The organism is Nocardioides lianchengensis (assembly GCF_900101465.1).
Taxonomy (GTDB): Bacteria; Actinomycetota; Actinomycetes; order Propionibacteriales; family Nocardioidaceae; genus Nocardioides; species Nocardioides lianchengensis.
On record NZ_FMZM01000005.1, the window covers coordinates 1 to 24,778 of the forward strand.

The window sequence follows — 24,778 nt, forward strand, 5'->3', positions numbered from 1 at the left end:
ACGGCGCCCGCGAGAGCTGATCGAGCCCTCGACACGCCGGCGTACGACGCTGCGGACGGCGCCCGCGAGAGCTGATCGAGCCCTCGACACGCCGGTCACGACCTCGCAAGCTCGGTCGTGCGGCTCGCTCGACCACCATCAGCGGATCCGCTGGCGCGGCTCCGCTCGACCACCATCAGCGGACCCACTGGCGCGGCTCCGCTAGACGACCCGCTGCGTGGCGGCGGAGGCCAGCTCCTCCAGCACCTGGGTGGCCGCGGGGTCGAACGAGCCGCTGCGCAGCGAGCCGACGGCGAGCTCGGCGAGCTGTGCGATGACCGCCTCGACCTGCTCCTGGGCGCCGGAGTCGACGATGATCCGGCGCAGCACCGCGACCTCGTCCTCGTCGAGCGGGGTGCCGAGGGACCCGTCCAGGAGCGCGGCGTCAGCCTCGGACGCACCGTCGAGGGCCAGGGCGACCAGCACGGTCCGCTTGCCCTCGACGAGGTCGTCGCCGGCGGGCTTGCCCGTCGTCGCCGGGTCGCCGAACACGCCGAGCAGGTCGTCGCGCAGCTGGAACGCCTCGCCCAGCGGCAGCCCGAAGGCCGAGAGCCGCGCCAGCGCCTGCGGTCCGGCGCCGGCGAGCGCGGCCCCGACGTGGATCGGGCGCTCGATGGAGTACTTGGCGGACTTGTAGCGCAGCACGGTCATCGCGGTCTCGACGTCGGCGTGGCCGCGGGCCTGCACCGACACGTCCAGGAACTGCCCGGCGATCACCTCGGTCCGGCACTGGTCGAACACGGCGAGGGCCGGCGCCACCTGCTCCAGCGGCAGCCCGCAGCGGCGCAGCAGCTCCTCCGACCAGGACAGCAGCAGGTCGCCGAGCAGGATCGCGGCGGCGGCGCCGTACTGCTCGGGGTCGCCGCGCCAGCGCGAGCGCTGGTGGGCGGTGGCGAATCCGCGGTGCGTCGCCGGGCGGCCGCGCCGAGTGTCGGAGGCGTCCATCAGGTCGTCGTGGACCAGCGCGCTCGCGTGCAGCAGCTCCAGGGCGGCGCACGCCCGCACCAGCGCCTTCTCGTCGCTCGGTGCCGCGATCGCGTGGTGGCCCCACCAGCAGAACGCCGCGCGGAACCGCTTGCCCCCGCTGATCACGCCGCGGGCCTCGGCCAACAGCCGTCCGGCGTCGTCGCCCAATGGTGCGAGGCGGGCGGTCTGCTCGTCGAGGAAGTCGTCGAGCGCCGCCTGGACCTGGTCGCGGAAGCCGGCGCCGTCCCATCCACTGCCCGTCACGCCGACGAGCGTAGGTCAGGCGCCCGGAGGTCGGACGATGCGGTCCCTCGGCCGGGTCCGAACCTAGACTTCGTGCCATGAGCATCGAGCACGGACGCAGCCTGGCCGACCTGATCGCCGAGGGTGGCCGCTCCTTCTCGTTCGAGTTCTTCCCGCCCAAGGACGAGGCCGGCGAGGAGCAGCTCTGGCGCGCGATCAGCGACCTGGAGCCCTACCGCCCCACCTTCGTCTCCGTCACGTACGGCGCCGGCGGCGCCACCCGGGGCACCACGGTGCGGATCACCGGCCGGATCGCCCGCGAGACCTCGATGCTGCCGGTCGCCCACCTGACCTGCGTCGGCCACACCGAGGCCGAGATCGAGCACATCCTCGACACCTACTCCGCGGCCGGCGTCACCCACGTGATGGCGCTGCGTGGCGACCCGAGCGAGGGTCCCCGAGCGCCGTGGACGCCCACCGAGGGCGGGCTGACCTACGCCAGCGAGCTGGTCGAGCTGGTCCGGCGTCGCGGCGACTTCCGGGTCGCGGTGGCCGCCTTCCCCGAGGGTCACCCGACCGCCGAGTCGCTCGACCACGACGCCGACGTGCTGGTCGCCAAGGCCCGGGCGGGTGCGGAGTTCGCGGTCACCCAGATGTTCTTCCGGGCCAGTGACTACTTCGCCCTCGTCGAGCGGGTCCGCGCCCGCGGGGTCGACCTGCCGATCCTGCCCGGCATCATGCCGATCCTGAACCTCAACGCCATCCGCCGCCAGGGCGAGCTGATCGGCGCCGACGTCCCCGCCGAGGTCGTCGAGCGGATCTCCGCGTACGACGGCGACCCGGTCGCCCTGCGGGCCGAGGGCATCAAGGTCGCGGCGGAGCTGTGCGAGGACCTGCTGGCCGGCGGCGCGCCGGGCCTGCACTTCTACACGCTGAACCGGTCCAAGGCGACGCTCGAGATCTTCGAGGCGCTCAACGTCGGGGTCTAGGCCTCGCCCACGGCCTGCGCCACCAGCGCGGCCGACAACCCCACGAACGGCAGCCCCGAGCCCGGGGTGGCCGACGCGCCGGCGGCGTAGACGCCCGGGATCGGCGTGTGCGGTCCCAGCCGCTGCCGCACGGTGCCGCGGCCCTGCCAGAGCACCCCGAGCGGGGATCCACCCCACTGCTCGACCAGGTCACGGGGCGAGCGGTCCACGCGGGTGACCAGGCCGGGGCGCAGGTCGATGCCGTGCCGGGCGAGCGCACGCAGCAGGTCCTCGGCGATCTGGCCGCGCCCGTGCACGGTGACCGCGCGGGCGCCGTCGGGTGCCGTACCGCCGGTCCGGACGACGAGCAGCGGGTCGCCGTGCAGCACCAGCTCGGCCGGTGCGTCGTCGAGCGCGGGCAGGTCGCCCTCGACGCCGACGTGGCAGACCACCGGTGGGATGGCCGGCATGGTGCGGTCGACGTACGACGCCAGCGCCGGCAGGCGGCGCGGGTCGACGGCGCAGACGACGACGTCGGCGTCGATCTCGCCGGAGGCGGTCGCGACCCCCGCGGCCCGGCCGGACCGCACGAGCACGTCGAACGCGGTCGTCGAGGTCAGCACCTCCACCTTCCGGGTCGCGAGCCGGGACTCCAGCACCCCCGCGAGCGCGCCCATCCCGCCCGGGACGGTCCAGGCGCCGAAGCGCTGCTCGACGTACGCCTGGAGGCCGGCCCAGGCCGGCACGTTGCGCAGGTCGTGGCCGTCCGCGACGAAGGGGTGGGCGGCGACCATCCGCAGACGCTCGTCCTTGAAGACCTTCCGCAGGCGCTTGTGGAGCGTCTCGCGACCGTCCAGGCGAGCCGCCACATCGCGGGGCAGCGACCCCGGCGTCCAGGGGACCTCCAGGTAGCCGCGTCGCAGCACCTCCCAGTCCTCCGTGTACGACGCCACATGGTCCACCCAGCGCTGGCCCAGCCCCGGGTCGAGCTCGTCGAAGGCCGTCAGCTGAGCGCCGCGCGGCCCGGCCGGCACCCGGACCCGGGTGTCGTCCTCGAACCGGTGCTCGCGTGCCACCTCGAGCTGCTCCAGCTCCAGCTCGCGCTCGAGGGGCCGCCCGGACTTGCGGAACAGGTCGCGCAGCACCGCCGGGAGCAGCGTGTACGTCGGCCCTGCGTCCCAGGCGAACCCGTCCGCCTCGACCCGGCCCAGCGCGCCGCCGAGGGTCGGCGCCGCCTCCACCAGGGTGACCTGGTGACCGAGCTTGGCGAGCCGGGCCGCCGAGGCCAGTCCGCCGTACCCGCCGCCCACGACCACGACCCGCGCCATGGCCGTGACCCTAGGGCACCGCCCCGCGTCGTACGTCGGGAGCCGCCGCGAGGTCGGGCCGAAGCGCGGCGAGGACGTCGGCCAGCCGCCCGCCGGGGCCGGGTGCGGGGACGTCGACCGGGACGAACGAGCCGGGGTCGAGGTCGACGGCGTGGGAGTGGCGCTGCGCGTCGAGCAGGGGCAGCAGGGTCTCCACGTCGGCGACGCCCAGCCCGGTGGCGACGCCGTCGACCAGCGCGGGCTGCAGCAGGGCGAACAGGTCGGGGTCGGCGCGCGCGAGGAGGGTCAGGCCGGCCGACATCCGCGAGTTCAGCTCGGTGGGCCGGAAGCCGTCGGCGGTCAGCACGCCGTCGACGCCGAAGGCGCCCCGGTAGCCGTGCGCAGCGGCCAGGTGGGCGCCGACCCGGCGCACGAGGTCGCGCATCCGCTCCCGGTCGTTCGCGGGCGGGTCCCAGTGGGTGGCGAGCCCGCCGTACACGAAGGCCTGCGCGGCGGGGTCGCGCAGCACGGCGATCTCGACCGGGCGGAACGCGGCCGTGCCGTCGGGCAGCACCAGGCCGTGGATCGAGCACGGGACCCCGTCGAGGAACGGCAGGACCCGCACCCGCGTGCAGTGCTGGGCGAAGAACGCCCGGGCCGTGCGCTGGTCGTCGGCGTCGCGCACCCAGCGCACGTAGTCGCCGCCGCCGCTGAACCCGTCACCCGACCAGACCGTGCCGAGCGGGCCGGCGAGCTCCGCGGTCGCGTCGGCCAGACCCGCCTCGTCGTCGACGGGGAGCAGACGGGACGGGGAGTGGGGGACGCCGGCAGCGAACCAGACCGCGTCGGCTCGGGACTTGTCCTCCAGGGCGAGGTACGACGCGGGCCGCCCGCCGGTCACCGGACGGCCGTCGATGGGCTCGTCGGTCGTGACGAACGGCGAGGTGACCCAGCAGCCCCGCCGGTCCGGGTCGACGGCGTCGATCGCGGCCCGGGCCGAGGCCGGCAGGGTCCGGACCAGCCGGTCGTGGAGCCGGAGCCCGTCGGTGGTCCACCGGGTCGGCGGCGCCTCCACCTCGACCACCGTGCACGACCCCGCGGGAGGGGGGTCGCCGACGCCGGGGCCGGTCGAGACGACCACCACCCGGCAGCCGAGCCGCCGCAGCCGGGCGACCCAGGGGGTCCAACCGGCCAGGGTCCCCGGACCGAGCACGACCGGGCGTCCGGCGTACCGCTCGCCGAGCCGGGCCGCCAGGGCGGCGCGCACCGCCGGGTCGGCCAGGTCGGTGCGCACCTCCTAGGCCACGTCGATCTCGGTGGCCTCGGTCAGCGCGAGGAGCTCGTCCACGGTGGTCGAGAAGACCGCCGCGGGATGACCCGCGGCCGCCCAGACCACCTCGTGGCGTCGCAGCCACGGGTCGAGGTACGTCGGGACGGGCGCCGGGTGGCCGATGGGGGAGACCCCGCCGATGACCTGGCCGGTGTGCTCGCGCACGAACTCGGGTGTGGCCCGCTTCAGCCGCTCCACCCCGATGTCCGCGGCGACCTTCGCGGTGTCGACCCGGTGGGCGCCGGAGGTGAGGATCAGCACCGGCCGACCGCCGGCGTCGAAGAGCAGGCTGTTGGCGATCGCGCCCACCTCGCAGCCGAGCGCCTCGGCGGCGAGTGCCGCGGTGTGGACCGAGTCCGGCAGAATGACGACCTCGCCGGTGCCCCCGCGTCGTGCATGCTCGTCGCGAAAGCGCGTGATCGTGGGGTGCTCCGTGGTCATACTGCGGACTCTAGGTCCTCGCCGGACCTCCTTCGAAAGGAAATACATGGCCGGGAACCATCCGACCACCGTCACCCGCACGACCCAGGTGCTGGGCGTGCTGCTGGCCCTGGGGGCCGTCGCCGCGGTGCTGTCGGTGTTCCTGGAGGACTCGCTCATCCGGTCCTGGGCCGAGCACAACCCGTCGGTGCGCGAGACCTTCGAGCAGGGGGGTCTCGACGCCGTCAAGGACAGCCCCGTGCAGATCCCGGCGTTCGCGCCGGTCGCCGTGGTGCTGTTCGTCGTGATCGCCGGCCTGGCCCTCGTCCTGCTGGCGTTCGTCCGGATCGGTCACCTCTGGGCGCGCACCTGCCTGGCCGTCCTGGTCGCCTTCACCGCGCTCGGCACCATCGCCGGCCTGCGCACCGACCCGCCGGGCCTGTACGTCGCCTTCGCGGCGGTCTCGCTGGTCATCGAGGTGGTCCTCGTCTACTTCCTGTTCCACCGCGACACCACCGCCTTCCTGCGCGAGGCCGACCGGTCGGGGACCCCGGTCGACTGAGGCTCCTCCCGACTCCCGGCACTGCCCTTGACGCACTGTCGGTGGCGCGGTGTACCGTTCAGGTGTTCGAACAAATGTTCGAACGGTCCGACGGGAGCGACCTCGACCCCCGCTCCCGTCGGACCTCACGGGGTCGGCGGCACGAGGAGACGCACATGAGCGACGCACGCAGCATGCCCGGAGTCACCCCCAACCCCTACGCCCTGCCGGCGACCACCCACGCCTATCTCGCCCGGTCGGCCGAGTCGCTGAGCGAGGCCGTCGGCGCGGTCGACGTCCCGACCCGCTACGCCTGTGCGCACGTCGCGGCGCTGCGGGCGGCTGCTGCCCTGCTGGCGGCCCGGGCTCGGCCGACCCCGGCTCGGCGCCGACCGCAGAAGAACGCGTGGGTGCTGCTGACCGAGGTCGCGCCCGAGCTCACCGAGTGGGCGAGCTTCTTCGCCGCCGGGGCCCCCAAGCGGGCCGCCGCCGAGGCCGGCTCGACCCGCGCGGTCAGTGCCCGCGAGGCCGACGATCTGGTGCGCGACGCCGACCGCTTCCTCGGGGTGGTCGAGCGGGCCCTCGGCCTGGTGCCTCACGTCGGCTCCGCGGCGCCGGTCAGCCGCGCCGGCTGACGGCATCGTCTGACGGCTCCGCCTGACGACAAGGGTTTCCCCGTCTGGACGGCGGGGGAGCGACGCCCTGGACTGGGTGCGCCCTCCCGCCCGTCCGATCGGAGTTCGCTGTGTCCCGTGCCGCCCGTGTGCCGGCCCTGCTGCTCGTCCCTCTCCTGGCCGCTGTCCTGGCCCTGGTCAATCCGCTCGCCGACGGCGCGCACGCCGCCGGCGAGATCGGCGTCGCCTCGGCACGCGCCGGCCAGGACGGCTCGGTCGCCACGGTCCGCGGCTACGTCGTGGGCCAGCCGACGTCCGCGACCTCCGTGGTCACCAGCGGCTACCCCTCCGACTACGCGCTGGCGCTCGCCGACGCGCCCGGGGTGACCGACACCTCACAGATGGTCTACGTGCAGGTCCCGAGCGCGTTCCGCGCCACCTGGGGGCTGAAGTCCCACCCCGAGCTGCTGGGGCGGCGCGTCGACGTGACGGGCGCGCTGGTGTCGTACTTCTCCCGACCGGGGGTGACCGGGGCCAGTGCCTTCGCCCTGGCCGACGGGGCCGTCGATCCCGAGCCGGACCCGGATCCCGACCCGGACCCGCAGCCCGGCACCGGTGAGTACGACGAGACCTACTACGCCGATGCGGTCGGCAAGACCGGGCCCGAGCTCGAGGCTGCGCTGCACACCATCATCTCGACCGGTGTCACCAAGCTGTCGTACGCCCAGGTCTGGGACGCGTTGAAGGAGACCGACGAGGATCCCGCCAATCCGAGCAACGTCATCGAGCTCTACACCGGCGACAGCATCGCCAAGAGCGCCAACGGCGGCGGGGTCGACCAGTGGAACCGCGAGCACGTGTGGGCCAAGAGTCACGGCGACTTCGGCACGGCCACCGGCCCGGGCACCGACGTCCATCACCTGCGGCCCGAGGACGTGTCGGTGAACTCGGACCGCGGCAACCTCGACTTCGACAATGGCGGCACGGAGAACGACGAGGCGCCCGGCAACTTCGCCGACGGTGACTCCTGGGAGCCCCGCGACGCCGTCAAGGGCGACGTCGCCCGGATGATCCTCTACATGTCGGTCCGCTACGAGGGAGGTGACGGGTTCGCCGACCTCGAGGTCAATGAGGTCACCGGCAACGGCTCGGCGCCCCACATCGGCAAGCTCTCGACGCTGCTCGCCTGGAGCGCCGCGGACCCTGTCGACGCCTTCGAGATGCGCCGCAACGACGTGATCTTCGAGAGCTACCAGTTCAATCGGAACCCGTTCATCGACCACCCTGAGTGGGCGACCGAGATCTGGGGGAGCGCGGCTTGACCGCGGCGGCCCGGGCTGCGCTATCGTGGTCGCATCGAACAGCTGTTCGATGACGTGAGCCCCGGGGTCGACCAGCCGGAAGGCGGACCGACCCGTGCCCGACGTAGCGCCCCCGCACCCCCTAGGGTGGTCGTCATGCCAGCGACCGAGCGTCCGAGCGAGCGGCGCGGCGCCGCTCGCACCGCCGTGGTGTGGGAGGCCCTGCGGCCGGTCCTGGACGCCTCCAACGGCGGGCTCGACGTCCTCGACATCGGCGGTGGGACCGGCGGGTTCGCGGTCCGGGTGGCCGAGCTCGGTCACCGGGTCGTCGTGGTCGACCCCAGTCCCGATGCCCTGGCCGCGCTGGACCGGCGGGCCCGGGAGCGTGGGGTGGAGGTCGCCGGCCAGCAGGGTGACCTGTCGAGCCTGCTCGACGTCACCGGCACCGCCGCGGCCGACGTGGTGCTGTGCCACGGCGTCCTCGAGGTGGTCGACGACCCGGCCGCCGCGCTCGCCACGCTCCGCGACGTCCTGCGTCCCGGCGGCACGCTCAGCCTCGTCGTCGCCCAGCGGCACGCCGCCGTGGTCGCGCGGGCCATGGCGGGCCACTTCCAGCAGGCCCTGGCCCTGCTCGACGACGCCTCGCCGTCCGGCCGGGCCGGGCGACGCTTCACCCACGACGAGCTGGTCGCCCTGCTCGCCGACGCCGGCTTCGCCGCCCCGCAGGTCCACGGCGTCCGGGTCTTCGCGGACCTGGTCCCCGGCTCCCTGCTGGAGCTCGAGCCCGGCGCCACCGCCGCGCTCGTCGAGCTCGAGCAGGCCGTCGCGCAGCGCCCCGAGTACCTCCCGCTCGCCACGCAGCTGCACGTCGTCGCGAACCGCTGACCTCTGCCCTGATCGGGCCCGGCCGTGACGGCCGTGGTGACCCCGATCCTGCACGTCGACATGGACGCGTTCTACGCCTCCGTCGCCACGCGGGACCGACCCGAGCTCCGCGACCAGCCGGTGATCGTCGGGGGCGGTCACCGAGGCGTCGTGCTGTCGGCGAGCTACCAGGCCCGCGCGTTCGGCGTCCGCTCCGGCATGCCCGGCGCCCAGGCGCGGCGGCTGTGCCCGCAGGCGGTGACCCTCGCGCCGGACTTCGACGCCTTCTCGACCGTCTCGCGAGCCGTGATGGAGACCTTCCGGCGGGTCACGCCGCTGGTCGAGGTGGCCTCCCTCGACGAGGCCTTCCTCGACGTCGGCGGTGCGGTCCGCCGGTTGGGCCCGCCCGAGGCGATCGCCGAGCAGCTGCGGGCCCGGATCCACGACGAGCAGGGCATCACCTGCTCCGTCGGTCTCGCCGCGACCCGCTCGGTCGCCAAGCTGGCCAGCCGGAGAGCCAAGCCCGACGGCGTGCTGACCATCGCTCCCGACCAGGTGGTCGAGCAGCTGCACCCGCTCGACGTGGGCGAGTTGTACGGCGTCGGCGAGAGCACCCGCAGCGCGCTGCGCGCCCTGGGCCTGCACACGGTCGGCGACGTCGCCCGGATGCCCCTGGAGGTGCTCCAGCACCACCTCGGCCGCGCTTCCGGCGCCCACCTGATGGACCTCGCGCTGGGCACCGACCGCAGTGAGGTCGTGGCGCGCAACGCCGCGGGGTTCGGCCTCGGCGAGCCGGACCGGTCGATGGGCGCTCAGGAGACCTTCGGACGCGACTCGGCCGACCGGGGCTTCGTGCTCCGCCAGCTGCTGCGGCTGGCCGCCCGCGTGTGTCGGCGGATGCGCGGCGCCGGCAAGGTCGGCCGCACGGTCGCCATCACCGTCCGCTACGCCGACTTCCGCACCCTCAACCGCTCGCGCACCTTGCCCGAGCCCACCGACGTCACCCAGGAGGTCTACCGCACCGCCGTCGCCCTGTACGACGCCCTCGGCGCCCACCGCGACCGCCTGCGGCTGGTGGGCGTGCGGGTCGAAGGACTGGTCTCGCGGGCGGGCGTCCACCACCAGCTGGAGCTGGGTGAGCCCGACCACGGCTGGGCCGATGCGGACCGGGCCGTGGACCGCGCGGTGGCGCGTTTCGGGTCCGCGGTCGTGGGCCCGGCGAGCCTGCTGCGGCACGACCGGGGGACCCGTCGATCGGTCGCCGGATGACCGGAGCGGGAACCGCTCGGGAGCAAAATGTCGATGACGGCTACCGTGTTCGTGAGGGCCTGCCTAGAATTGGTCCCACGCCAGGATCGGGGAGCCTGGCTGACGCGTTCGACCCCGTTGGAGGAACCGGTGCCACTCTCGGAAGAGGAGCTGCGACTGCTCGAGCAGATGGAGCGCGCCCTCGTCGAGGAGGATCCCAAGTTCGCCTCCACGCTGCGGGGCACCTCGCTGCGTCGGACGGCCCGTCGCCGGGCGATCGCCGCGGGGGTCGTCTTCGTGCTCGGCATGGCCGTCCTGCTCGCCGGCGCGATGACCAACTGGATCGTCGGCATCGTCGGCTTCGTGATCATGCTCGGCTCGGCGATCATCGGCCTGAACGCCGTCCGCGGCCAGCAGGCCGCTGCCGCCGCCGACGCCGCCCGCACCTCCGGGCACCCCTCCCACGGCTTCACCGTCATCGAGGGCGGCCGCCGTCCCCGTGGCCGCTCCCTGCGGGCCCCCCGTTCCTCCGGCTCCTTCATGGAGCGCATGGAGGAGCGCTGGCGCCGTCGCCGCGAGTCCGGCGGGTTCTAGCCGAGACGCGTCAGCGGATCGGCTGTCGGTGGTCGAGCGAGCCGTCCGGCTGAGGGACGAAGCCGGATCCGGCGTGTCGGTCAGGGACGCGCCAGCGGCCCTGGCGTTGGTGGTCGAGCGAGCCGTCCGGCTGAGGAACGAAGCCGGATCCGGCGTGTCGAGACCCATCCTGTTCTCGCGAGCCGACGACCCGGCGACGGCGACCAGCCGAGCGGCTGACTAACCGGAGCGCCGCCGAGTCGGCGCGAGTTCGCGCCGACTCGGCCCTCGACTCGCGCCGACTCGGCGCAAGCGGGGACGATCAGCCTGCGTGGTCGACGACACCGCCGTGCACCGACTCGGCCGGTCGGGAGGTTCCGGGCCGCCGCGAGTCGGCGGCAGGGGAGCCGAGGAGCGACCGCGGCCACCAGTCGGCGCGTCGTACCGCCCGCGGGGTGGCGCCGGCCCGCAGGCCGGCGATGCTCGCCACGAGGTCCTCGCGCAGGAGGCCGGCCTCGCCCGCCCCACTGCGGGCGTAGCGCGACCGCTCGAGCGCGATCACGATCCGGTCCAGGGAGCTGGCCGGGCCGGGGGCCACGTGCCGGCCGTGCGCCGGGCGCTCCGCGGCGGGTCCCTCGTCGGCGGGGTCACCGAGGAAGCCGACCAGGTGCTCGCGGGTCTCGCGCGGCGATCGCTGGGCCGGCCACGGCACGCCGAGGTCGACGGCGCTGTCGCGCAGCTCGGCCCACACGGTCTCCGGGTCCCCGTCGAGGCGCCGGGTGCGCCGGGCGCGACGGAGGGTCCGGGGCAGGGTGAGGAGTCCGGCGAGGAGCAGGGCGCCCACGACGCCGCCGCCCACGGGCAGCCACGGGAACCCGCCGCCGGCGTCGTCACCGCTCGAGGCGCGGGGGTCCGCTGAGGCGGTGGGGCTGGCGCTCTCCGACTGGCCACGGCTGGGCCGGTCGTCGGGGTTCGAGGCAGTGGCGCTGGGCGTGGGGATCGGCGCCGCGTTGCCGACCTCGATGTCGGTGTACGACGGGACGCCGCTGGCCCGGCCGGCCGGGGTGGGCTCGAAGGCCACCCACCCGGAGCCGGGGATGAAGATCTCGGGCCAGGCGTGCAGGTCGAACGAGCTGTACTGGTAGGTCGAGCGGCTCACCCGCTCGGGGCTGAGGAACCCGACCGCCACCCGGGCGGGGATGCCGATCTCACGGGCCATGACGGCCATCGCGGAGGCGAACTGCTCGCAGTAGCCGACCCGGTCGGTGAGGAACGCCTCGAGGTCGTCGGCGCCGTTGCCGAGGTCGACGTCGAGGGAGTACCTGAAGCCGCCGCCGTCGCGGAACCACTGCTGCAGGGCGACGGCCCGCTCGAAGGGGGAGGTGGCGTTCTCGGTGACGGCCAGCGCCAGGTCGCGGGCCATCGGGGTGAGGTCGTCCGGCACGCTGGTGAACTCGGATCCGACCAGACCCGCGGAGGGCGGGGCGGCGGCCATGTCCGCGGCGTCGAGCTCGAGGTCGACCGAGGTCAGGTCGTAGCTCAGCCCCGCGGTGTCGAGGTCCTCGTCGCCGGCGATGAAGTCCATCGTCGCGTCGTCGTAGCGCCAGTCGCCCTCGGCCGTGATCGCACTGATCGGGGCCTGGGTGGGCAGCCAGCTGGACCGGAACGCGGATCCGACGGAGATGGAGTAGTCGTGCTCGACGCGCGGCACGGTGTCGTCGACCCCGAGCAGCGGGGGCATCGCGCCGTCGGGCAGCTGGTCGGTCGGGATGGACCGGTCGCCCGACGTCCACTCCTCGTCGCTGAACCGGTTGAGCACCGAGATCCGCAGGTACGACGGAGTCGGGTCGTCGGTCGTCACCCGGAGCAGGTCGAGGTCGACGTCGCGCTTGAGATCGCGGCGCAGGTCGGTCATCGGGTTCTCGAGGGTGATCTCGTCGTCGCCCCCGGAGCCGGGACCGAAGTCGAACAGGTGCAGGTCGAGGGTGGGGATGGCGAGCGGCACCACGATGGCCAGGGCGGTCGCGACCCCGCCGATGGCGCCGGCGCTCGCGCGAGCGGCCCCGGTGCGCACGGTGAACGTGCTCGGGTCGGTGATGGTCGGGTCGGTGCCGAGCGGGCGGCCCCAGCGAGCGATCTGCTCGTTCTCGTGCAGAAAGAGCAGGGCGAGGAACCCAGCGGCGCACAGGGCGAAGATCCACCACGACAGGCCGTCGTCGAGCATGCTCACCGGCACGGTGAAGACCGCGAGCAGCGGCAGCCCGGCCAGCGGCACCCGGCGCAGGGTGCCCGCGATCAGGTCGACCAGGAGCAGGCAGGCCAGCCCACCCGCGATCAGCAGCGGGTCGATCGGCGAGACGCGCTGCGGGACCGGCGGGGCGTACTGGTTGGCGCTCGCCCCGGCGTCGGAGAAGACGTCGATCAGCTCGGCGTACGACGCGCCGAGCGGCACGGGCGACCCGACGAGGATCCAGCAGGCCGCCGCTGCGGAGAGCAGGACCTGGAGGGGGAACAGGAGGGCGCCGGGCACCCGGTACCAGCGGCCCAGGGCACCGCTGGCGGCGACCACGGCGGCGAGCAGGAGCAACGGCCGGAGGTAGCCGGCCGAGTCCTCGGCGAAGCCGCGCCACGAGAGCATCGCGACCCACGTGGTCGCGGCCGCCACCGCGGCGGTGAGCAGCGACGCGGTCAGGGCGGAGGCGGTGCGGGGAGCGCGGCTCATCGGCTGCCCGCCCGGTCGGGGGCCCGCGTGCTGCGCCGGGCGAGCTCCTGCCAGGCCGTCTCCAGCCGGTCGCGCGGGCCGAGCGGCACCGCCCGCCAGCCCTGCTGGGCCAGGACCGGGGTGGCGCCGCCGGTGCTCGCGGCCGGCGAGGTCCATGCCTCCACGTCGAGGGCGACGGCGAGCGCGGAGCCGGTGTGGTGCTGCATCCGACGCAGCACCGGCATGTCGAAGCCCTCGACCGCGCCCAGGACGGCGACGGTCAGACCGCCGTGGGACTGCTCGGTGAGCCAGCCGGTGTCGAGCTGGGGTGCCTGCACCGCCTCGACGACGGCGAGCGCCTCCAGCAGGGCCGCGCCGTTGAGGTCGGCGTCGCGCAGGTGCCAGGCCGAGCCGCGCTCCTCGCCGGCCGCGGTGACCAGGCGGACCGTGAAGCCGCGCTGGCTGAGGTGCAGAGCGATCGATGCAGCCGCGGAGACCGCGGCCTCCAGCGAGGAGGCGATGCCCTGGCCACGGTGGGCGCGCAGCCGGTTGTCGAGGAAGAGGGTCGCTCGCGACTGCCAGGGCTGCTCCTCGCGGCGCACCATGAGCTCGCCCATCCGCGCCGAGCTGCGCCAGTGCACGCGGCGCAGGTCGTCGCCGCGGCGGTACTCCCGCACGGTGACGTCCTCGGCGGACCCGGTCGCGAACGCGCGGGGCCGGTTGTCGCCGGACCCGGTCCAGGCGCCGCCCAGGGGGATCGTCGGCAGCGGGACCGTGCGCGGCGTGACGGTCAGCGGCACGGTGGTGCGGAACGCGCGGCCCAGCTCGACGAAGCCGAACGGGTCGCCGACCCGCACCGTCATCGGGCCGATCTCGAAGCGGCCCCGGACGTCGGAGCGGACCTGGTAGGTGACGTGCCGCCGCCAGCCGTGGCCGATGCCCTCCAGTACGAACCGGGGCCGGGTGCCGAGCACGTACGGCACGTGGTCCTCGAGCAGCAGCACCCCGCTGGGGGTGCGCCCCTCGTTGGTGAGGGTCAGGTTGACCCGGGCCGGCTGGCCGGCCGCGACCAGCTGCGGGCTCACGGTCCGCACGAGGGCCAGCCGGTAGCGGCTGCGTCCGAGGACGACGGCGGTGACGAGGGGGAGGGCGAGCACCAGCACCCCGACCCGGGTGAGCGCCGGCTGCCCGAGGACGACGGCGCAGACGACCGCGGTGGTGCCGGCGGCCAGGAAGGCCCGGCCGCGGACGGTGAGCCCGGCGAGTGCCTCGCGCACCGGCTAGACCTGGCTCGGCCGCGCGTCCGGGACCGGTACGCCGGCGACCAGCCCGTCGAGGATCGTGCCCGTGGACCGCCCGCTCATCGCGGCCTCGACGCTGGGCAGCAGCCGGTGCGCGAGCACCGGGCGGGCCAGGCCGCGCACGTCGTCGGGGAGCACGAAGTCGCGTCCGTGTATGGCGGCGTACGCCTTCGCCGCGCGCACGAGGTGCAGCGTCGCCCGCGGCGACGCGCCCAGGGTCAGCTCGTCGGTACGACGGGTCGCTGCGGCCAGCGCGACGACGTACCGCTGCACGGCCTCGGACACGTGCACCTGGCCGACGATGGCGGTGAGCTTGCGGATCTCGGCGGCGTCGGTCACCGGCTCCAGGTCGTCGAGCGGGTTCGCGGAGGTGTGGCTCGCGATCATCGCGATCTCGGCCGCCTCGACCGGGTAGCCGACCGAGACCCGGCACATGAACCGGTCGCGCTGGGCCTCGGGCAGCGCGTACGTGCCCTCCATCTCGACCGGGTTCTGGGTCGCGATGACCATGAACGGCGTCTCGAGCGTGTACGTCGCGTTGTCGACCGTGACCTGACGCTCCTCCATGCACTCCAGGAGCGCGGACTGCGTCTTGGGCGAGGCCCGGTTGATCTCGTCGCCGACCACGATGTTGGCGAAGACGCCGCCGGGGCGGAACTCGAACTGCCGGGTGTCCTGGTTGAACACCGAGACGCCGGTGACGTCGGAGGGCAGCAGGTCCGGGGTGAACTGGATCCGACGGACCGTCGAGTCGATGCTCCGGGCCAGTGCCTTGCTGAGCATCGTCTTGCCGACACCCGGCACGTCCTCGATGAGGAGGTGCCCCTCGGCGAGCAGCACCACGAGTGCTGAGCTCACCACGTCGGGCTTGCCCTCGATGACGGACTCGATGTTGCCCCGGATCCGCCCGACCACGTGGGCCAGCGTCTCCAGGTCGGCTCCTGCTGCAGTCGGCGTACTCACGCTCGATCGATCCTTCCCCGTCCGTCCCCACCTCGGTCCCTCAACCGTAGGGCGTGCGCGCAACTTACGCGGTGCGGTCCGTCCACACGTGACCTTCCTACGACTCGCGAGGGGTCGGTTCGGTTGCCCCACCCGTCCTCCACCCACGCCCCACCTGAGCCTTGGTTTCCCCCACCACGCCCCACCACCGGCCCGCGGAGGGCCGTCGTACCGCTCTGACCTGGGCAGACGAGCGGGAGCGGGGGAGTGGGGCGATCGGGTGGATCGGGGCGAACGGCCCGGAAACGGGCGCGCGGACACGCTCGATGTGGTTGACGGTGGAGCAATGTGGGGTAATGTGGAGCGAAGTGGGGGAAGAGGGAATCGACATGGAGGTGCCGGGTGTTCCTGGGCACGTTCACGCCGAAGCTCGATGACAAGGGCCGCCTCTTCCTTCCCGCGAAGTTCAGGGACCGACTCGGAGAGGGGCTCGTGGTGACGCAGGGTCAGGAGAACTGCCTGGTCGTGTGGCCCACGGACGTCTTCATGGAGGAGGCCACCCGGGCTCGGGCCACGCCGATGACCGTGCGGAGCGCGCGTGAGTACGCGCGGGTCCTCTTCGCGGGCGCCGACGAGGGCGCGCTCGACAAGCAGGGCCGGATCGGCATCCCCGCGAACCTGCGGGAGTACGCCGGCCTCGACAAGGACGTGGTCGTGATCGGCGTCATGGACCGGATCGAGATCTGGGACCCCGCCCGCTGGCGGGAGTTCTCCACCGGAGCCCAGCAGAAGTTCGCCGAGCTCGACGAGGAGCCCAGCACCACCTAGCTCCACCGCACACAGCAGCACAACGGACGCGCAGGGCCAGGTCTCGTGCCCGCTCTCTCACCGCCAGCTGGGATCACTTCCCCGGTTCCAGACGGCGACTTCCCCGGGAGAGCGGGCAGGGACCTGGCCCTGCGGATCCGTTTCGGGACAGCTTCACCAGTAGTTCACCGGACGGGGTCGAGATGAGCAGCACACCAGTGGAAGACGGACGGCGGGTGCGCCACCAGGCGCGCGACGCCGTCGTCCTCATGACCTTCTCCGCCGTCGTGTCCGTGGGCGCCGCCCTCACCGTCGTCCTGCTGACCCACCTCGGGCGCTGACCCGGACATGGCCTCCCCCCTCCACGTCCCCGTCCTCCTGGACCGGGTCGTCGCCCTGCTGGAGCCCGCGCTGGGCCGCGACGGCGCCGTGCTGGTCGACTGCACGCTCGGCCTCGGCGGCCACAGCGAGGCGGTCCTCGAGCGGGTGCCGACCGCCCGCGTCATCGGGGTCGACCGCGACCCCGCGGCGCTCGAGCTGGCCGGCGCCCGGCTGGCGCCGTACGGCGACCGGTTCACCGGCGTCCTCGCCGTGTACGACGAGATCGCCGACGTCGTGGCCGACCAGGGCCTGACCACCGTGGACGCCGTCCTCTTCGACCTCGGCGTCTCCTCCATGCAGCTCGACGTCCGCGAGCGCGGCTTCGCGTACGCCGAGGACGCGCCGCTCGACATGCGCATGGGCCGCACCGGCCCGACCGCCGCCGACGTCCTCAACACCTACTCGGCCGCCGAGCTGACCCGGGTGCTGCGCGACTACGGCGAGGAGAAGTTCGCCCGCAAGATCGCCGGCGCGGTCGTCCGCGAGCGCGAACGGACGCCGTTCACGACATCGGGCCGCCTGGTCGAGCTGCTCTACGACGAGATCCCGGCCCCGGCCCGTCGTACCGGGGGACACCCGGCGAAGCGGACCTTCCAGGCGCTGCGGATGGAGGTCAACGACGAGCTGGCCGTGCTCCGCCGTGCGATGCCCGCCGCGATCGCCGCGATCGGCGTCGGCGGCCGGGTGGTCGTGGAGTCCTACCACTCGCTCGAGGACCGGCTGGTCAAGCAGGCGTTCACCGCCGTGACCCGCTCCGAGGTCCCGCCCGACCTGCCGTTCGTGCCCGAGGGCAGCGAGCCGGCGCTCCGGCTGGTCACCCGCGGCGCCGAGAAGGCCGACGCCACCGAGACAGCGCAGAACCCCCGAGCCGCGTCCGTGCGGCTGCGGGCCGTCGAACGAGTCCGTCCCTCTTCCCCGGGAGCCACCAGATGAGCAGTGCAGCATGAGCCAGCCCGCCGCCTCGCTGCGGTCCCGCGTCCCCCGCATCGCCGGCGCCGCCGTCGAGCGGGCCCGCCTGACCGTCGTCCCCCGCACCCGCGCCGTCCGTGCGCCGCGCGTGCCGTTCGTGCTGTTCGTCAGCGCCATCCTGCTGATGGGCGTGGTCGGGCTGCTGATGTTCAACACCTCGATGCAGCAGGCGTCGTTCACGATCAGCACCTACCAGGAGCGGGCCACCAGCCTGGCCGCCCGGGAGGAGCAGCTGACCGCCGAGCTGGAGAAGGAGCGCGACCCGCAGACCCTGGGCGAGCGCGCCCAGCGCGAGGGCATGGTGCTGCCCGACTGCACCGGCTTCCTCGACACCGTCACCGGTGAGGTCACCGGCAAGCCGTGCCGGACCACCGGCGACAACAAGCTCCCGGTGAAGGAGGACGGCCCGCCGGTCCCGAAGCTGCTGGACCCGCCGCCGAACGTCGTGACCGTCCGCGGCGAGCCCTCCGCCAACGAGAACGCCGCCGGGGATAAGAAGAACCAGCCGAAGAACGACGACGCCCGCTGATGGCGCGAGGGAGCACCGTGAGCCGAGACCGCCAGCCGGCGACCAGGCGTGGGAACCTGCGCGGGTCCCCGCAGTTGCGCCTGCGGATCGGGTTCGTCCTGATCGCCATGGTGCTCTCCGCCTTCGGCGCCCGCCTGGTCCAGCTGCAGGGTCTCGACCCGAACGGGTACGCCGCGATGGCGGCCGCCGAGGGCCTGAAGACCGTCGACCTGCCGGCCGAGCGCGGCGAGATCCTCGACCGCAACGGCGAGCCGCTGGCCGACTCGGTCGACGGCGCGATGGTGGTCGCCGACCCGACGCTGACGGCCAAGGACGCGCCCGCGCTGGCCAAGTTCCTGGCCAACCGCCTTGACGTCGACTACTTCACGATCCTCCCGCGGCTGCGCGGCCAGCGGGAGAAGGGCAGTCGCTTCGAGTACATCGCCCGGCAGGTCCCGGCCGCCCAGGCCACCGCGGTCGTCGAGGCCGCCGAGGAGGAGGGGTACGACGGGCTCCGCACCGAGCGCGACCCCGTCCGGACCTACCCGAACGACGACGTCGCCGCCAACCTGATCGGTTTCGTCGGCACCCCCGACGCGGCCGGACGCGACCGGCCGCTGGCCGGCATGGAGCTGGCCTTCAACCAGCTCCTCTCCGGCAAGGACGGCGAGGCGTCGTACCAGCGGGGCGCGGGAAGCAAGATCCCCCTCGGAGAGAGCACCAACGTCCCGGCCGTCGACGGCCAGGACATCACCACGACCATCGACCGCGACCTGCAGTGGTACACCCAGCGGGTCCTGCGCCAGACCGTGAAGTCCTCCGGCGGCTCGTCGGGCTACGCGATCGTCATGGACTCCCGCACGGGCGAGCTGCTGACGGTCGCGGACTACCCGACCTTCAACGCCAACAAGCCGGCCGAGTCCCCGAAGTCGAACCGGATCTCGCGGGCGCTGAGCGACCCCTACGAGCCCGGCTCGGTGCAGAAGGTGCTCTCGCTGAGCGCCCTGCTCGACACCGGTCGGGTCACCCCGCGACTGCGGCTGACCGTGCCCGGCAGCCTGGACCGCCAGGACCGGCCGATCGGCGACTGGTTCGACCACGGCACCATCCGGCTGACCCTGGCCGGGGTGCTCGCGAAGTCCTCCAACATCGGCACCGTGCTGGCCACCGACCAGTTCCAGGACGGCGAGCTGCGGGCCTACCTGGAGCGGTTCGGCCTGGGCGCGAAGACCGGGATCGGCGTGCTCGGCGAGACGCCGGGCATCCTCCCGAGCCCCGGCGCCTGGACCAGCCAGGCCGAGGACCGGATCAGCTTCGGCCAGTCGATCTCCGTGAACGCGGTGCAGATGGCCGCCGCGGTCAACACGATCGCCAACGGCGGCGTCCGCGTGGACCCCAACATCATCAAGGGCTCGGCGACCATGGCCGACGGCACCGTCGTCGGCACCGACACCGCGAAGAAGGAGCGGGTCGTCAGCGAGCGGGCGGCCGAGCAGACGGCGCGGATGATGGAGCGGGTCCTCGACCCCGAGGACGGCGTCGCGCCCGGGGCGGCGGTGCCCGGCTACCGGGTGGCCGGCAAGACCGGAACCGCGCAGCGGGTGGCCGAGGAGTGCGGCTGCTACGACGGCAGCACCACCGTCTCCTTCGGCGGCTTCGCCCCGGCCGACGACCCCCGGTTCACCGTCTACGTCGTGGTCCAGGACCCGGCCAAGGGCAGCGGCGGTGGCTCGGTCGGCGGCCCGGCGTTCTCCAAGATCATGGGCTACGCCCTGCGGCGGTACGGCGTGGCGCCGACCGGCACCGAGCCGTCGAAGCTGCCGGTCGAGTGGTGAGCGGTCGTCCGTCGTGGCCGGATACCCTCGCCCGGTCATGACCGACCCCCTCCTCCCGCGCCCCCAGCACCCGCCCCGCACCTCGACGACCGACCTCGCCGCCTTCCTCGGCGTACCCGCCCCGGAGGTCGGGGCGGTCGTGACGGGGGTGACTCTGAGCTCTCAGCGGGTCCGCCCCGGGGACCTGTACGCCGCGCTGCCGGGGGCCCGGGCCCACGGGATCGACTTCGCCGACCAGGCGATCGCGTCCGGCGCGGTCGCGCTGCTGACCGACCCGGCCGGCGCGGAGCGCGCCCCGAGCGGCGTGCCGGTCCTGGTCGTCGACGAGCCGCGCCGGGTCCTGGGCCGGCTCAGCGCCGAGGTCTACGGCAACCCCACGGAGCGGCTGCGGATGATCGGGGTGACCGGCACCCAGGGCAAGACCACCACCACCCGGCTCGCCGAGGGCGGACTGGCCGCCGCCGGGGTCACCGTCGGCGTCATCGGCACGCTCGGCACCCGGGTCGCGGGCGAGGACGTCAAGACGGCGTTGACCACTCCCGAGGCGCCCGATCTGCACGCGCTGTTCGCGCTGATGGTCGAGCGCGGGGTCGAGGTCTGCCTGATGGAGGTCTCCAGCCACGCGCTGGTGCTGGGCCGGGTCGACGGCGTGGTCTTCGACGTCGCGGTGTTCCTCAACCTGGGCCGCGACCACCTCGACTTCCACGAGACGGTCGAGGACTACTACGCCGCCAAGGCGTCGCTGTTCACTCCTGAGCGTGCCCGGCGGGCGGTGGTCAACGCCGACGACGAGCACGGCCGCCGGCTCGCGGGGGAGACCGCGCTGCCCGTGGTGACCTTCTCGGCGCAGGGCGCGGCCGCCGGCTGGCGCGCCGCCGAGGTGAGCGCCCACCCCAGCGGCTCGGACTTCGTCGTGCTCGATCCCGGTGGCCGACGGATCGCCGCCGGGGTGCCGCTCGCCGGCGGGTTCAACGTCGCCAACGCGCTCGCGGCGATCGCCGGGGCGGGAGAGGCCGGGCTCGCGGCCAGCGCCGTCGCGGCCGGCATCGCCGGTCTGTCCGGCGTCCCCGGCCGGCTCGAGCGGGTCGACGCGGGCCAGGACTTCGAGGTCGTCGTCGACTACGCCCACAAGCCGGACGCCGTCGAGGCGGCGATCCGCACCCTGCGCCCGCTGACGGCCGGGCAGGTGATCGTGGTGCTCGGCGCGGGCGGCGACCGTGACCCGGGCAAGCGCCCGATCATGGCCGAGATCGCCGGCCGGCTGGCCGACGTCCTGGTCGTCACTGACGACAACCCGCGCACCGAGGACCCGGCCGCGATCCGGGCCGCGATGCTGGCCGGCACCCACGACGCCACCGCCGAGGTCGTCGAGGTCGGCGACCGTCGTACCGCCGTGGCGGAGGCGCTGCGCCGGGCCCGTCCGGGCGACATCGTGCTGGTGGCCGGCAAGGGCCACGAGACCGGTCAGGAGGTCGCGGGTGTCGTGCATCCCTTCGACGACCGCGTGGTGGTGCGCGAGGAGCTGGCCCGGATGAGCAAGAATGGCGGGTCGCGCTCGACAGCGCCCGCGACCCCCGAGACGAAAGTGAGTGACCGATGAGAGCGATCCTGGTCGGTGGGGGACTGGCCCTGCTGATCTCGCTGCTCGGCACCCGTCTGGCCATCCGGCAGTTCACCCGGTGGGGCTACGGCCAGGAGATCCGCGACGACGGGCCCACGACCCACCACACCAAGCGCGGCACGCCGACCATGGGCGGCGTCGTCATCATCCTCGCCACGCTGCTCGGGTACGTCGCCGCGAAGCTCGTCTCCGGCACGATGCCGACTGCGTCGGCGATGCTGCTGCTGTTCCTCTTCGTCGGCATGGGCCTGGTCGGCTTCCTCGACGACTTCATCAAGATCTACAAGCAGCGCAGCCTGGGCCTGCGGAGCAAGGCCAAGATGGTCGGCCAGACGCTCATCGCCCTGGTCTTCGGCTACCTCGCCCTCTCCGACCACCTCGAGGACGACCGCGGCCAGACCCCCGCCTCGAACCACATCTCGTTCATCCGCGACTTCGAGAGCTGGGCCCTGCCGACCGTGGTGGTGCTGGCCCTGATCTGGCTGGTGGTCACCGCGACCAGCAACGCGGTCAACCTGACCGACGGTCTCGACGGGCTGGCCACGGGCGCGAGCGTGATGGTCTTCGGCGCCTACACCCTGGTCAACATCTGGCAGAACAACCAGTGGTGCGGCCAGCAGGACATCACCTACGGCAAGTGCTACGAGGTGCGCGACCCGCTCGACCTGGCGATCATCGCGGCCGCGATCACCGGCGCCTGCTTCGGCTTCCTGTGGTGGAACGCCGCGCCGGCCCAGATCTTCATGGGAGACACCGGCTCGCTGGCCCTCGGCGGCGCCCTCGCCGGCCTGGCGATCCTCACCCGCACCGAGCTGCTGCTGGTGATCGTCGGCGGCCTGTTCGTCGTCGAGACGGTCTCCGTGATGCTCCAGGTGACCACCTTCAAGGTCACCCGACGGCTGACCGGCACCGGGCGGCGGGTCTTCCGGATGACGCCGATCCACCACCACTTCGAGATGCTCGGCTGGGAGCAGATCACCGTCGTGATCCGCTTCTGGATCATCACCGGCCTCTGCGTCGCCGCCGGCCTCGGCATCTTCTACGCCGAGTGGGTCGCAGGCACGTGAGCGGCCCGGACGCCCTCGGTCGGCACGACTCCTGGGAGGGCGTCCGTGCGGTCGTCGCGGGCTTCGGCTCCGCCGGCTTCGCGTCCGCCGACAACCTGACCCACCTGGGTGCGGGCGTGACCGCCCTCGACGAGTCCGCGGCTGGCCGCGAGGAGGAGGCCGAGCTCCTGGAGGTGCTCGGCGCCACCATTCGGCTCGGCGCCGGCGCCACGGCCACCCTGCCCGACGACGTCGACCTGGTCGTCGCCTCCCCGGGGTGGGAGGACTCGCCGTTGCTGGCCGCCGCCCGCGAGCGCGGCCTGCCCGTCTGGGGCGAGGTCGAGCTGGCCTGGCGGCTGCGCGACCCCGGCACCCCCTGGCTCTGCGTGACGGGGGCCCGCGACCCGGGCCGCGCCGTTCTGATGCTCGCGGCGGTGCTGCGGGCCGCGGGCCGTCGTACCGTCCCGGCCGGCGCCGCTGGCCTGCCCCTGGTCGAGGCGGTCATGGACCCCGAGCCGTACGACGCCCTCGCCATCGGACTCACCGCCGCCCAGCTGCGGGGCAGCGGGGCGATGGCCGCTGCCTCCGCCGCGGTGCTCGACGTGGGCGCCGAGCCGGGCCTGGGCCGGGTCTACGAGCAGGTCGAGCAGGCCTGCGTCTACCAGCTCGCCGACCCGGCGACCGAGGACCTGGTCCGCGAGGCCGACGTGGTCGAGGGGGCCCGGGCGATCGGGATCACCCTCGGCGTCCCCGGCGTGGGGATGCTCGGCGTGGTGGAGGACCTGCTGGTCGACCGGGCGTTCATCGCCGACCGTGGGTCGAGCGCCGCCGAGCTGTGCTCGGTGGAGGACCTGCCGGACCTGACCCCGGAGGTGGTCCAGGACGCGCTGGTGGCCGCGGCGCTGGCCCGTGCGCACGGTGTCGACCAGGTCGCGGTCCGGGACGGGCTGCGGGCTTTCACGACACGCGCCTGAGGTCCGGGGCTTCCGGGCGGACGCCGGTGAAGATGGTCCGGTGACCGTGATCGAGGGCCCCGGCCAGAGCTTCCGGCGACCCCGGCTGCGCTCGCTCGCGACGGTCCGGGAGGCGCTCGACCGCCCGCTGACGACGTACTACCTGCTGCTCGGGGCCTCGGCGCTGCTGCTCACCATCGGCCTGATCATGGTGCTGAGCTCCTCGAGCGTCTACTCCTTCGGCCGGACCGGCGACTCCTACGCCATCGTCAAGCGGCAGCTGGTGTGGGTGGTGATCGGCGTGCCCTGTGCGTGGATCGCCAGCCGGCTGCCGCACCGATGGGTGCGGCAGCTGACCTACCCCGCCTTCTCGGTGTCGCTGGTGCTGCTGATCCTGACCGCCGCCTTCGGCGTGGAGCGCAACGGCAACCAGAACTGGCTCGCCGTCGGCCCCGTGGAGATCCAGCCCTCCGAGATCGCCAAGCTCTCGCTGGTGATCTGGGCGGCCCACATCTACGCCAACAAGGAGCGTCGCCTCGACAGCCTCCACCAGGTCATCGTCCCGGTGGTGCCGGGCATGCTGATGGCGACCGGCCTGGTCGTGGTCGGCCGCGACCTCGGCACGGCGCTCGTCCTGGTCGCGATCCTGGTCGGGATGCTGTTCGTGGTCGGGGCTCCGCGACGCTTCTTCACCATCTGCCTGATGGCCATGGCCACGGTGGTCCTCGCGCTGGCGACGACCGACGCCGAGCGGCTGGGCCGGATCACCGGCTTCCTCGACCCGTTCCGCGACTTCAACGACACCGGCTGGCAGCCGGCCCACGGGCTCTACGCGCTGTCGTCGGGTGGCGTCTTCGGCGAAGGCATCGGCGCCAGCCGCCAGAAGTGGGGCACCCTGCCCGAGGCGCACACCGACTACATCTTCGCGGTGCTCGGCGAGGAGCTCGGCCTGGTCGGCACCCTGCTGGTGGTGCTGCTCTTCCTCACCATCGCCTACGCCGCGCTGCGGGTCGCCCGCGAGACCGCCGACCCGTTCGTCCGCTACGCCACGTTCGGCATCGTCATCTGGCTGCTCGGCCAGATGATCATCAACGTCGGCATGGTCCTCGCGCTGCTGCCGGTCATCGGCATCCCGCTGCCCCTCATCTCGTACGGCGGCTCCGCGCTGCTGCCCTCGCTCGTCGCGCTGGGGCTGGTCATCGGCTTCGCCCGCCGCGAGCCCGAGGCCGCGCGCGCCCTGGCCCAGCGCCGGAAGGCCCGCTCCGCCGGGCTGTCCGCGGGCCGGCTTCCGTAGGGTCGG

General features: G+C 73.7%; 23 protein-coding genes. 16 read left to right on the forward strand and 7 right to left on the reverse strand.

What is annotated here, in order from left to right; translation table 11 throughout:
* Window positions 1-201 precede the first annotated feature (201 nt).
* The gene (locus BLT76_RS09790; protein WP_090854584.1) at window positions 202-1,269 is read right to left on the reverse strand and encodes a polyprenyl synthetase family protein; all 1,068 of its coding nucleotides are present in this window, start codon (window positions 1,267-1,269) and stop codon (window positions 202-204) included.
* A 77-nt stretch (window positions 1,270-1,346) separates the two neighbouring features.
* Between BLT76_RS09790 and metF the strand changes: the two genes are divergently transcribed.
* Entirely contained in the window at window positions 1,347-2,237 is an 891-nt protein-coding gene (gene metF, locus BLT76_RS09795) for a methylenetetrahydrofolate reductase [NAD(P)H] (RefSeq protein WP_090854589.1), read from the forward strand.
* On the opposite strand, the gene BLT76_RS09800 is transcribed toward metF, so the two are convergent.
* From BLT76_RS09800 to BLT76_RS09810, 3 genes are read right to left on the reverse strand one after another with little or no spacing between them, the layout of a single operon-like run.
* Window positions 2,234-3,544 carry a phytoene desaturase family protein gene (locus BLT76_RS09800; protein ID WP_090854592.1) on the reverse strand — a complete coding sequence of 437 codons (1,311 nt, stop codon included), beginning with the start codon at window positions 3,542-3,544 and terminating at the stop codon, window positions 2,234-2,236. The genes metF and BLT76_RS09800 overlap by 4 nt on opposite strands.
* A 10-nt stretch (window positions 3,545-3,554) precedes the next feature.
* Window positions 3,555-4,817 (reverse strand): hypothetical protein, encoded by a 1,263-nt coding sequence (locus BLT76_RS09805; protein ID WP_090854595.1) that lies wholly within the window; start codon window positions 4,815-4,817, stop codon window positions 3,555-3,557.
* A gap of 3 nt (window positions 4,818-4,820) precedes the next feature.
* Window positions 4,821-5,294, reverse strand: coding sequence for a YbaK/EbsC family protein (locus BLT76_RS09810; RefSeq protein WP_090854598.1), 474 nt, complete (start codon window positions 5,292-5,294; stop codon window positions 4,821-4,823).
* 46 nt (window positions 5,295-5,340) lie between these two features.
* Here BLT76_RS09810 and BLT76_RS09815 point away from each other — a divergent pair, with 46 nt between their 5' ends.
* The 6 genes from BLT76_RS09815 (at window position 5,341) to BLT76_RS09840 (ending at window position 10,435) form a co-directional block, all read left to right on the forward strand.
* Window positions 5,341-5,835, forward strand: a complete 495-nt coding sequence (locus BLT76_RS09815; RefSeq protein ID WP_090854603.1) for a hypothetical protein — start codon at window positions 5,341-5,343, stop codon at window positions 5,833-5,835.
* Between the two features lie 155 nt (window positions 5,836-5,990).
* The gene (locus tag BLT76_RS09820) at window positions 5,991-6,449 is read left to right on the forward strand and encodes an SAV_6107 family HEPN domain-containing protein (RefSeq protein WP_170866999.1); all 459 of its coding nucleotides are present in this window, start codon (window positions 5,991-5,993) and stop codon (window positions 6,447-6,449) included.
* Between the two features lie 110 nt (window positions 6,450-6,559).
* Entirely contained in the window at window positions 6,560-7,750 is a 1,191-nt protein-coding gene (locus BLT76_RS09825) for an endonuclease (protein WP_090854606.1), read from the forward strand.
* A gap of 135 nt (window positions 7,751-7,885) precedes the next feature.
* On the forward strand, window positions 7,886-8,614 hold the full coding sequence (locus BLT76_RS09830) for a methyltransferase (protein WP_090855576.1): 729 nt from the start codon (window positions 7,886-7,888) through the stop codon (window positions 8,612-8,614).
* Between the two features lie 24 nt (window positions 8,615-8,638).
* Complete coding sequence (dinB, locus tag BLT76_RS09835; protein ID WP_244509350.1) at window positions 8,639-9,862, forward strand: DNA polymerase IV; 1,224 nt, start codon at window positions 8,639-8,641, stop codon at window positions 9,860-9,862.
* Between the two features lie 129 nt (window positions 9,863-9,991).
* The gene (locus BLT76_RS09840; RefSeq protein ID WP_090854609.1) at window positions 9,992-10,435 is read left to right on the forward strand and encodes a DUF3040 domain-containing protein; all 444 of its coding nucleotides are present in this window, start codon (window positions 9,992-9,994) and stop codon (window positions 10,433-10,435) included.
* A gap of 301 nt (window positions 10,436-10,736) precedes the next feature.
* On the opposite strand, the gene BLT76_RS09845 is transcribed toward BLT76_RS09840, so the two are convergent.
* Genes BLT76_RS09845 through BLT76_RS09855 form a run of 3 tightly spaced genes read right to left on the reverse strand, consistent with a single transcriptional unit; the run spans window position 10,737 to window position 15,379 of the window.
* Window positions 10,737-13,136 carry a transglutaminase TgpA family protein gene (locus BLT76_RS09845; RefSeq protein WP_090854612.1) on the reverse strand — a complete coding sequence of 800 codons (2,400 nt, stop codon included), beginning with the start codon at window positions 13,134-13,136 and terminating at the stop codon, window positions 10,737-10,739.
* Window positions 13,133-14,392 carry a DUF58 domain-containing protein gene (locus BLT76_RS09850; RefSeq protein ID WP_090854614.1) on the reverse strand — a complete coding sequence of 420 codons (1,260 nt, stop codon included), beginning with the start codon at window positions 14,390-14,392 and terminating at the stop codon, window positions 13,133-13,135. The genes BLT76_RS09845 and BLT76_RS09850 overlap by 4 nt, the downstream gene beginning before the upstream one ends.
* 3 nt (window positions 14,393-14,395) lie before the next feature.
* Entirely contained in the window at window positions 14,396-15,379 is a 984-nt protein-coding gene (locus BLT76_RS09855) for an AAA family ATPase (RefSeq protein ID WP_090854618.1), read from the reverse strand.
* A 381-nt stretch (window positions 15,380-15,760) separates the two neighbouring features.
* On the opposite strand from BLT76_RS09855, the gene mraZ reads away from it, so the two are divergent.
* The 9 genes from mraZ to ftsW all read left to right on the forward strand — a co-directional run bounded on the left by mraZ (window position 15,761) and on the right by ftsW (window position 24,772).
* Window positions 15,761-16,186, forward strand: a complete 426-nt coding sequence (gene mraZ / locus BLT76_RS09860; RefSeq protein ID WP_090854621.1) for a division/cell wall cluster transcriptional repressor MraZ — start codon at window positions 15,761-15,763, stop codon at window positions 16,184-16,186.
* 182 nt (window positions 16,187-16,368) lie between these two features.
* The gene (locus tag BLT76_RS25665; RefSeq protein WP_170867000.1) at window positions 16,369-16,506 is read left to right on the forward strand and encodes a hypothetical protein; all 138 of its coding nucleotides are present in this window, start codon (window positions 16,369-16,371) and stop codon (window positions 16,504-16,506) included.
* A 7-nt stretch (window positions 16,507-16,513) separates the two neighbouring features.
* The gene (gene rsmH / locus BLT76_RS09865) at window positions 16,514-17,479 is read left to right on the forward strand and encodes a 16S rRNA (cytosine(1402)-N(4))-methyltransferase RsmH (protein WP_090854623.1); all 966 of its coding nucleotides are present in this window, start codon (window positions 16,514-16,516) and stop codon (window positions 17,477-17,479) included.
* Window positions 17,480-17,489: 10 nt separating this feature from the next.
* Complete coding sequence (gene ftsL / locus BLT76_RS09870; RefSeq protein WP_090854626.1) at window positions 17,490-18,044, forward strand: cell division protein FtsL; 555 nt, start codon at window positions 17,490-17,492, stop codon at window positions 18,042-18,044.
* A 17-nt stretch (window positions 18,045-18,061) separates the two neighbouring features.
* Window positions 18,062-19,858: a peptidoglycan D,D-transpeptidase FtsI family protein gene (locus BLT76_RS09875; RefSeq protein ID WP_244509351.1), complete on the forward strand. Its 1,797-nt coding sequence runs from the start codon at window positions 18,062-18,064 to the stop codon at window positions 19,856-19,858.
* 37 nt (window positions 19,859-19,895) lie between these two features.
* Window positions 19,896-21,458 (forward strand): UDP-N-acetylmuramoyl-L-alanyl-D-glutamate--2,6-diaminopimelate ligase, encoded by a 1,563-nt coding sequence (locus tag BLT76_RS09880; protein WP_090854634.1) that lies wholly within the window; start codon window positions 19,896-19,898, stop codon window positions 21,456-21,458.
* Window positions 21,455-22,546 carry a phospho-N-acetylmuramoyl-pentapeptide-transferase gene (gene mraY, locus BLT76_RS09885; RefSeq protein ID WP_090854638.1) on the forward strand — a complete coding sequence of 364 codons (1,092 nt, stop codon included), beginning with the start codon at window positions 21,455-21,457 and terminating at the stop codon, window positions 22,544-22,546. The genes BLT76_RS09880 and mraY overlap by 4 nt, the downstream gene beginning before the upstream one ends.
* Entirely contained in the window at window positions 22,543-23,499 is a 957-nt protein-coding gene (locus BLT76_RS09890) for a Mur ligase family protein (RefSeq protein ID WP_090854641.1), read from the forward strand. Before mraY ends, BLT76_RS09890 begins: the two co-directional genes overlap by 4 nt.
* Window positions 23,500-23,539: 40 nt before the next feature.
* Window positions 23,540-24,772 (forward strand): putative lipid II flippase FtsW, encoded by a 1,233-nt coding sequence (gene ftsW, locus BLT76_RS09895; protein ID WP_090854644.1) that lies wholly within the window; start codon window positions 23,540-23,542, stop codon window positions 24,770-24,772.
* Window positions 24,773-24,778 lie beyond the last annotated feature (6 nt).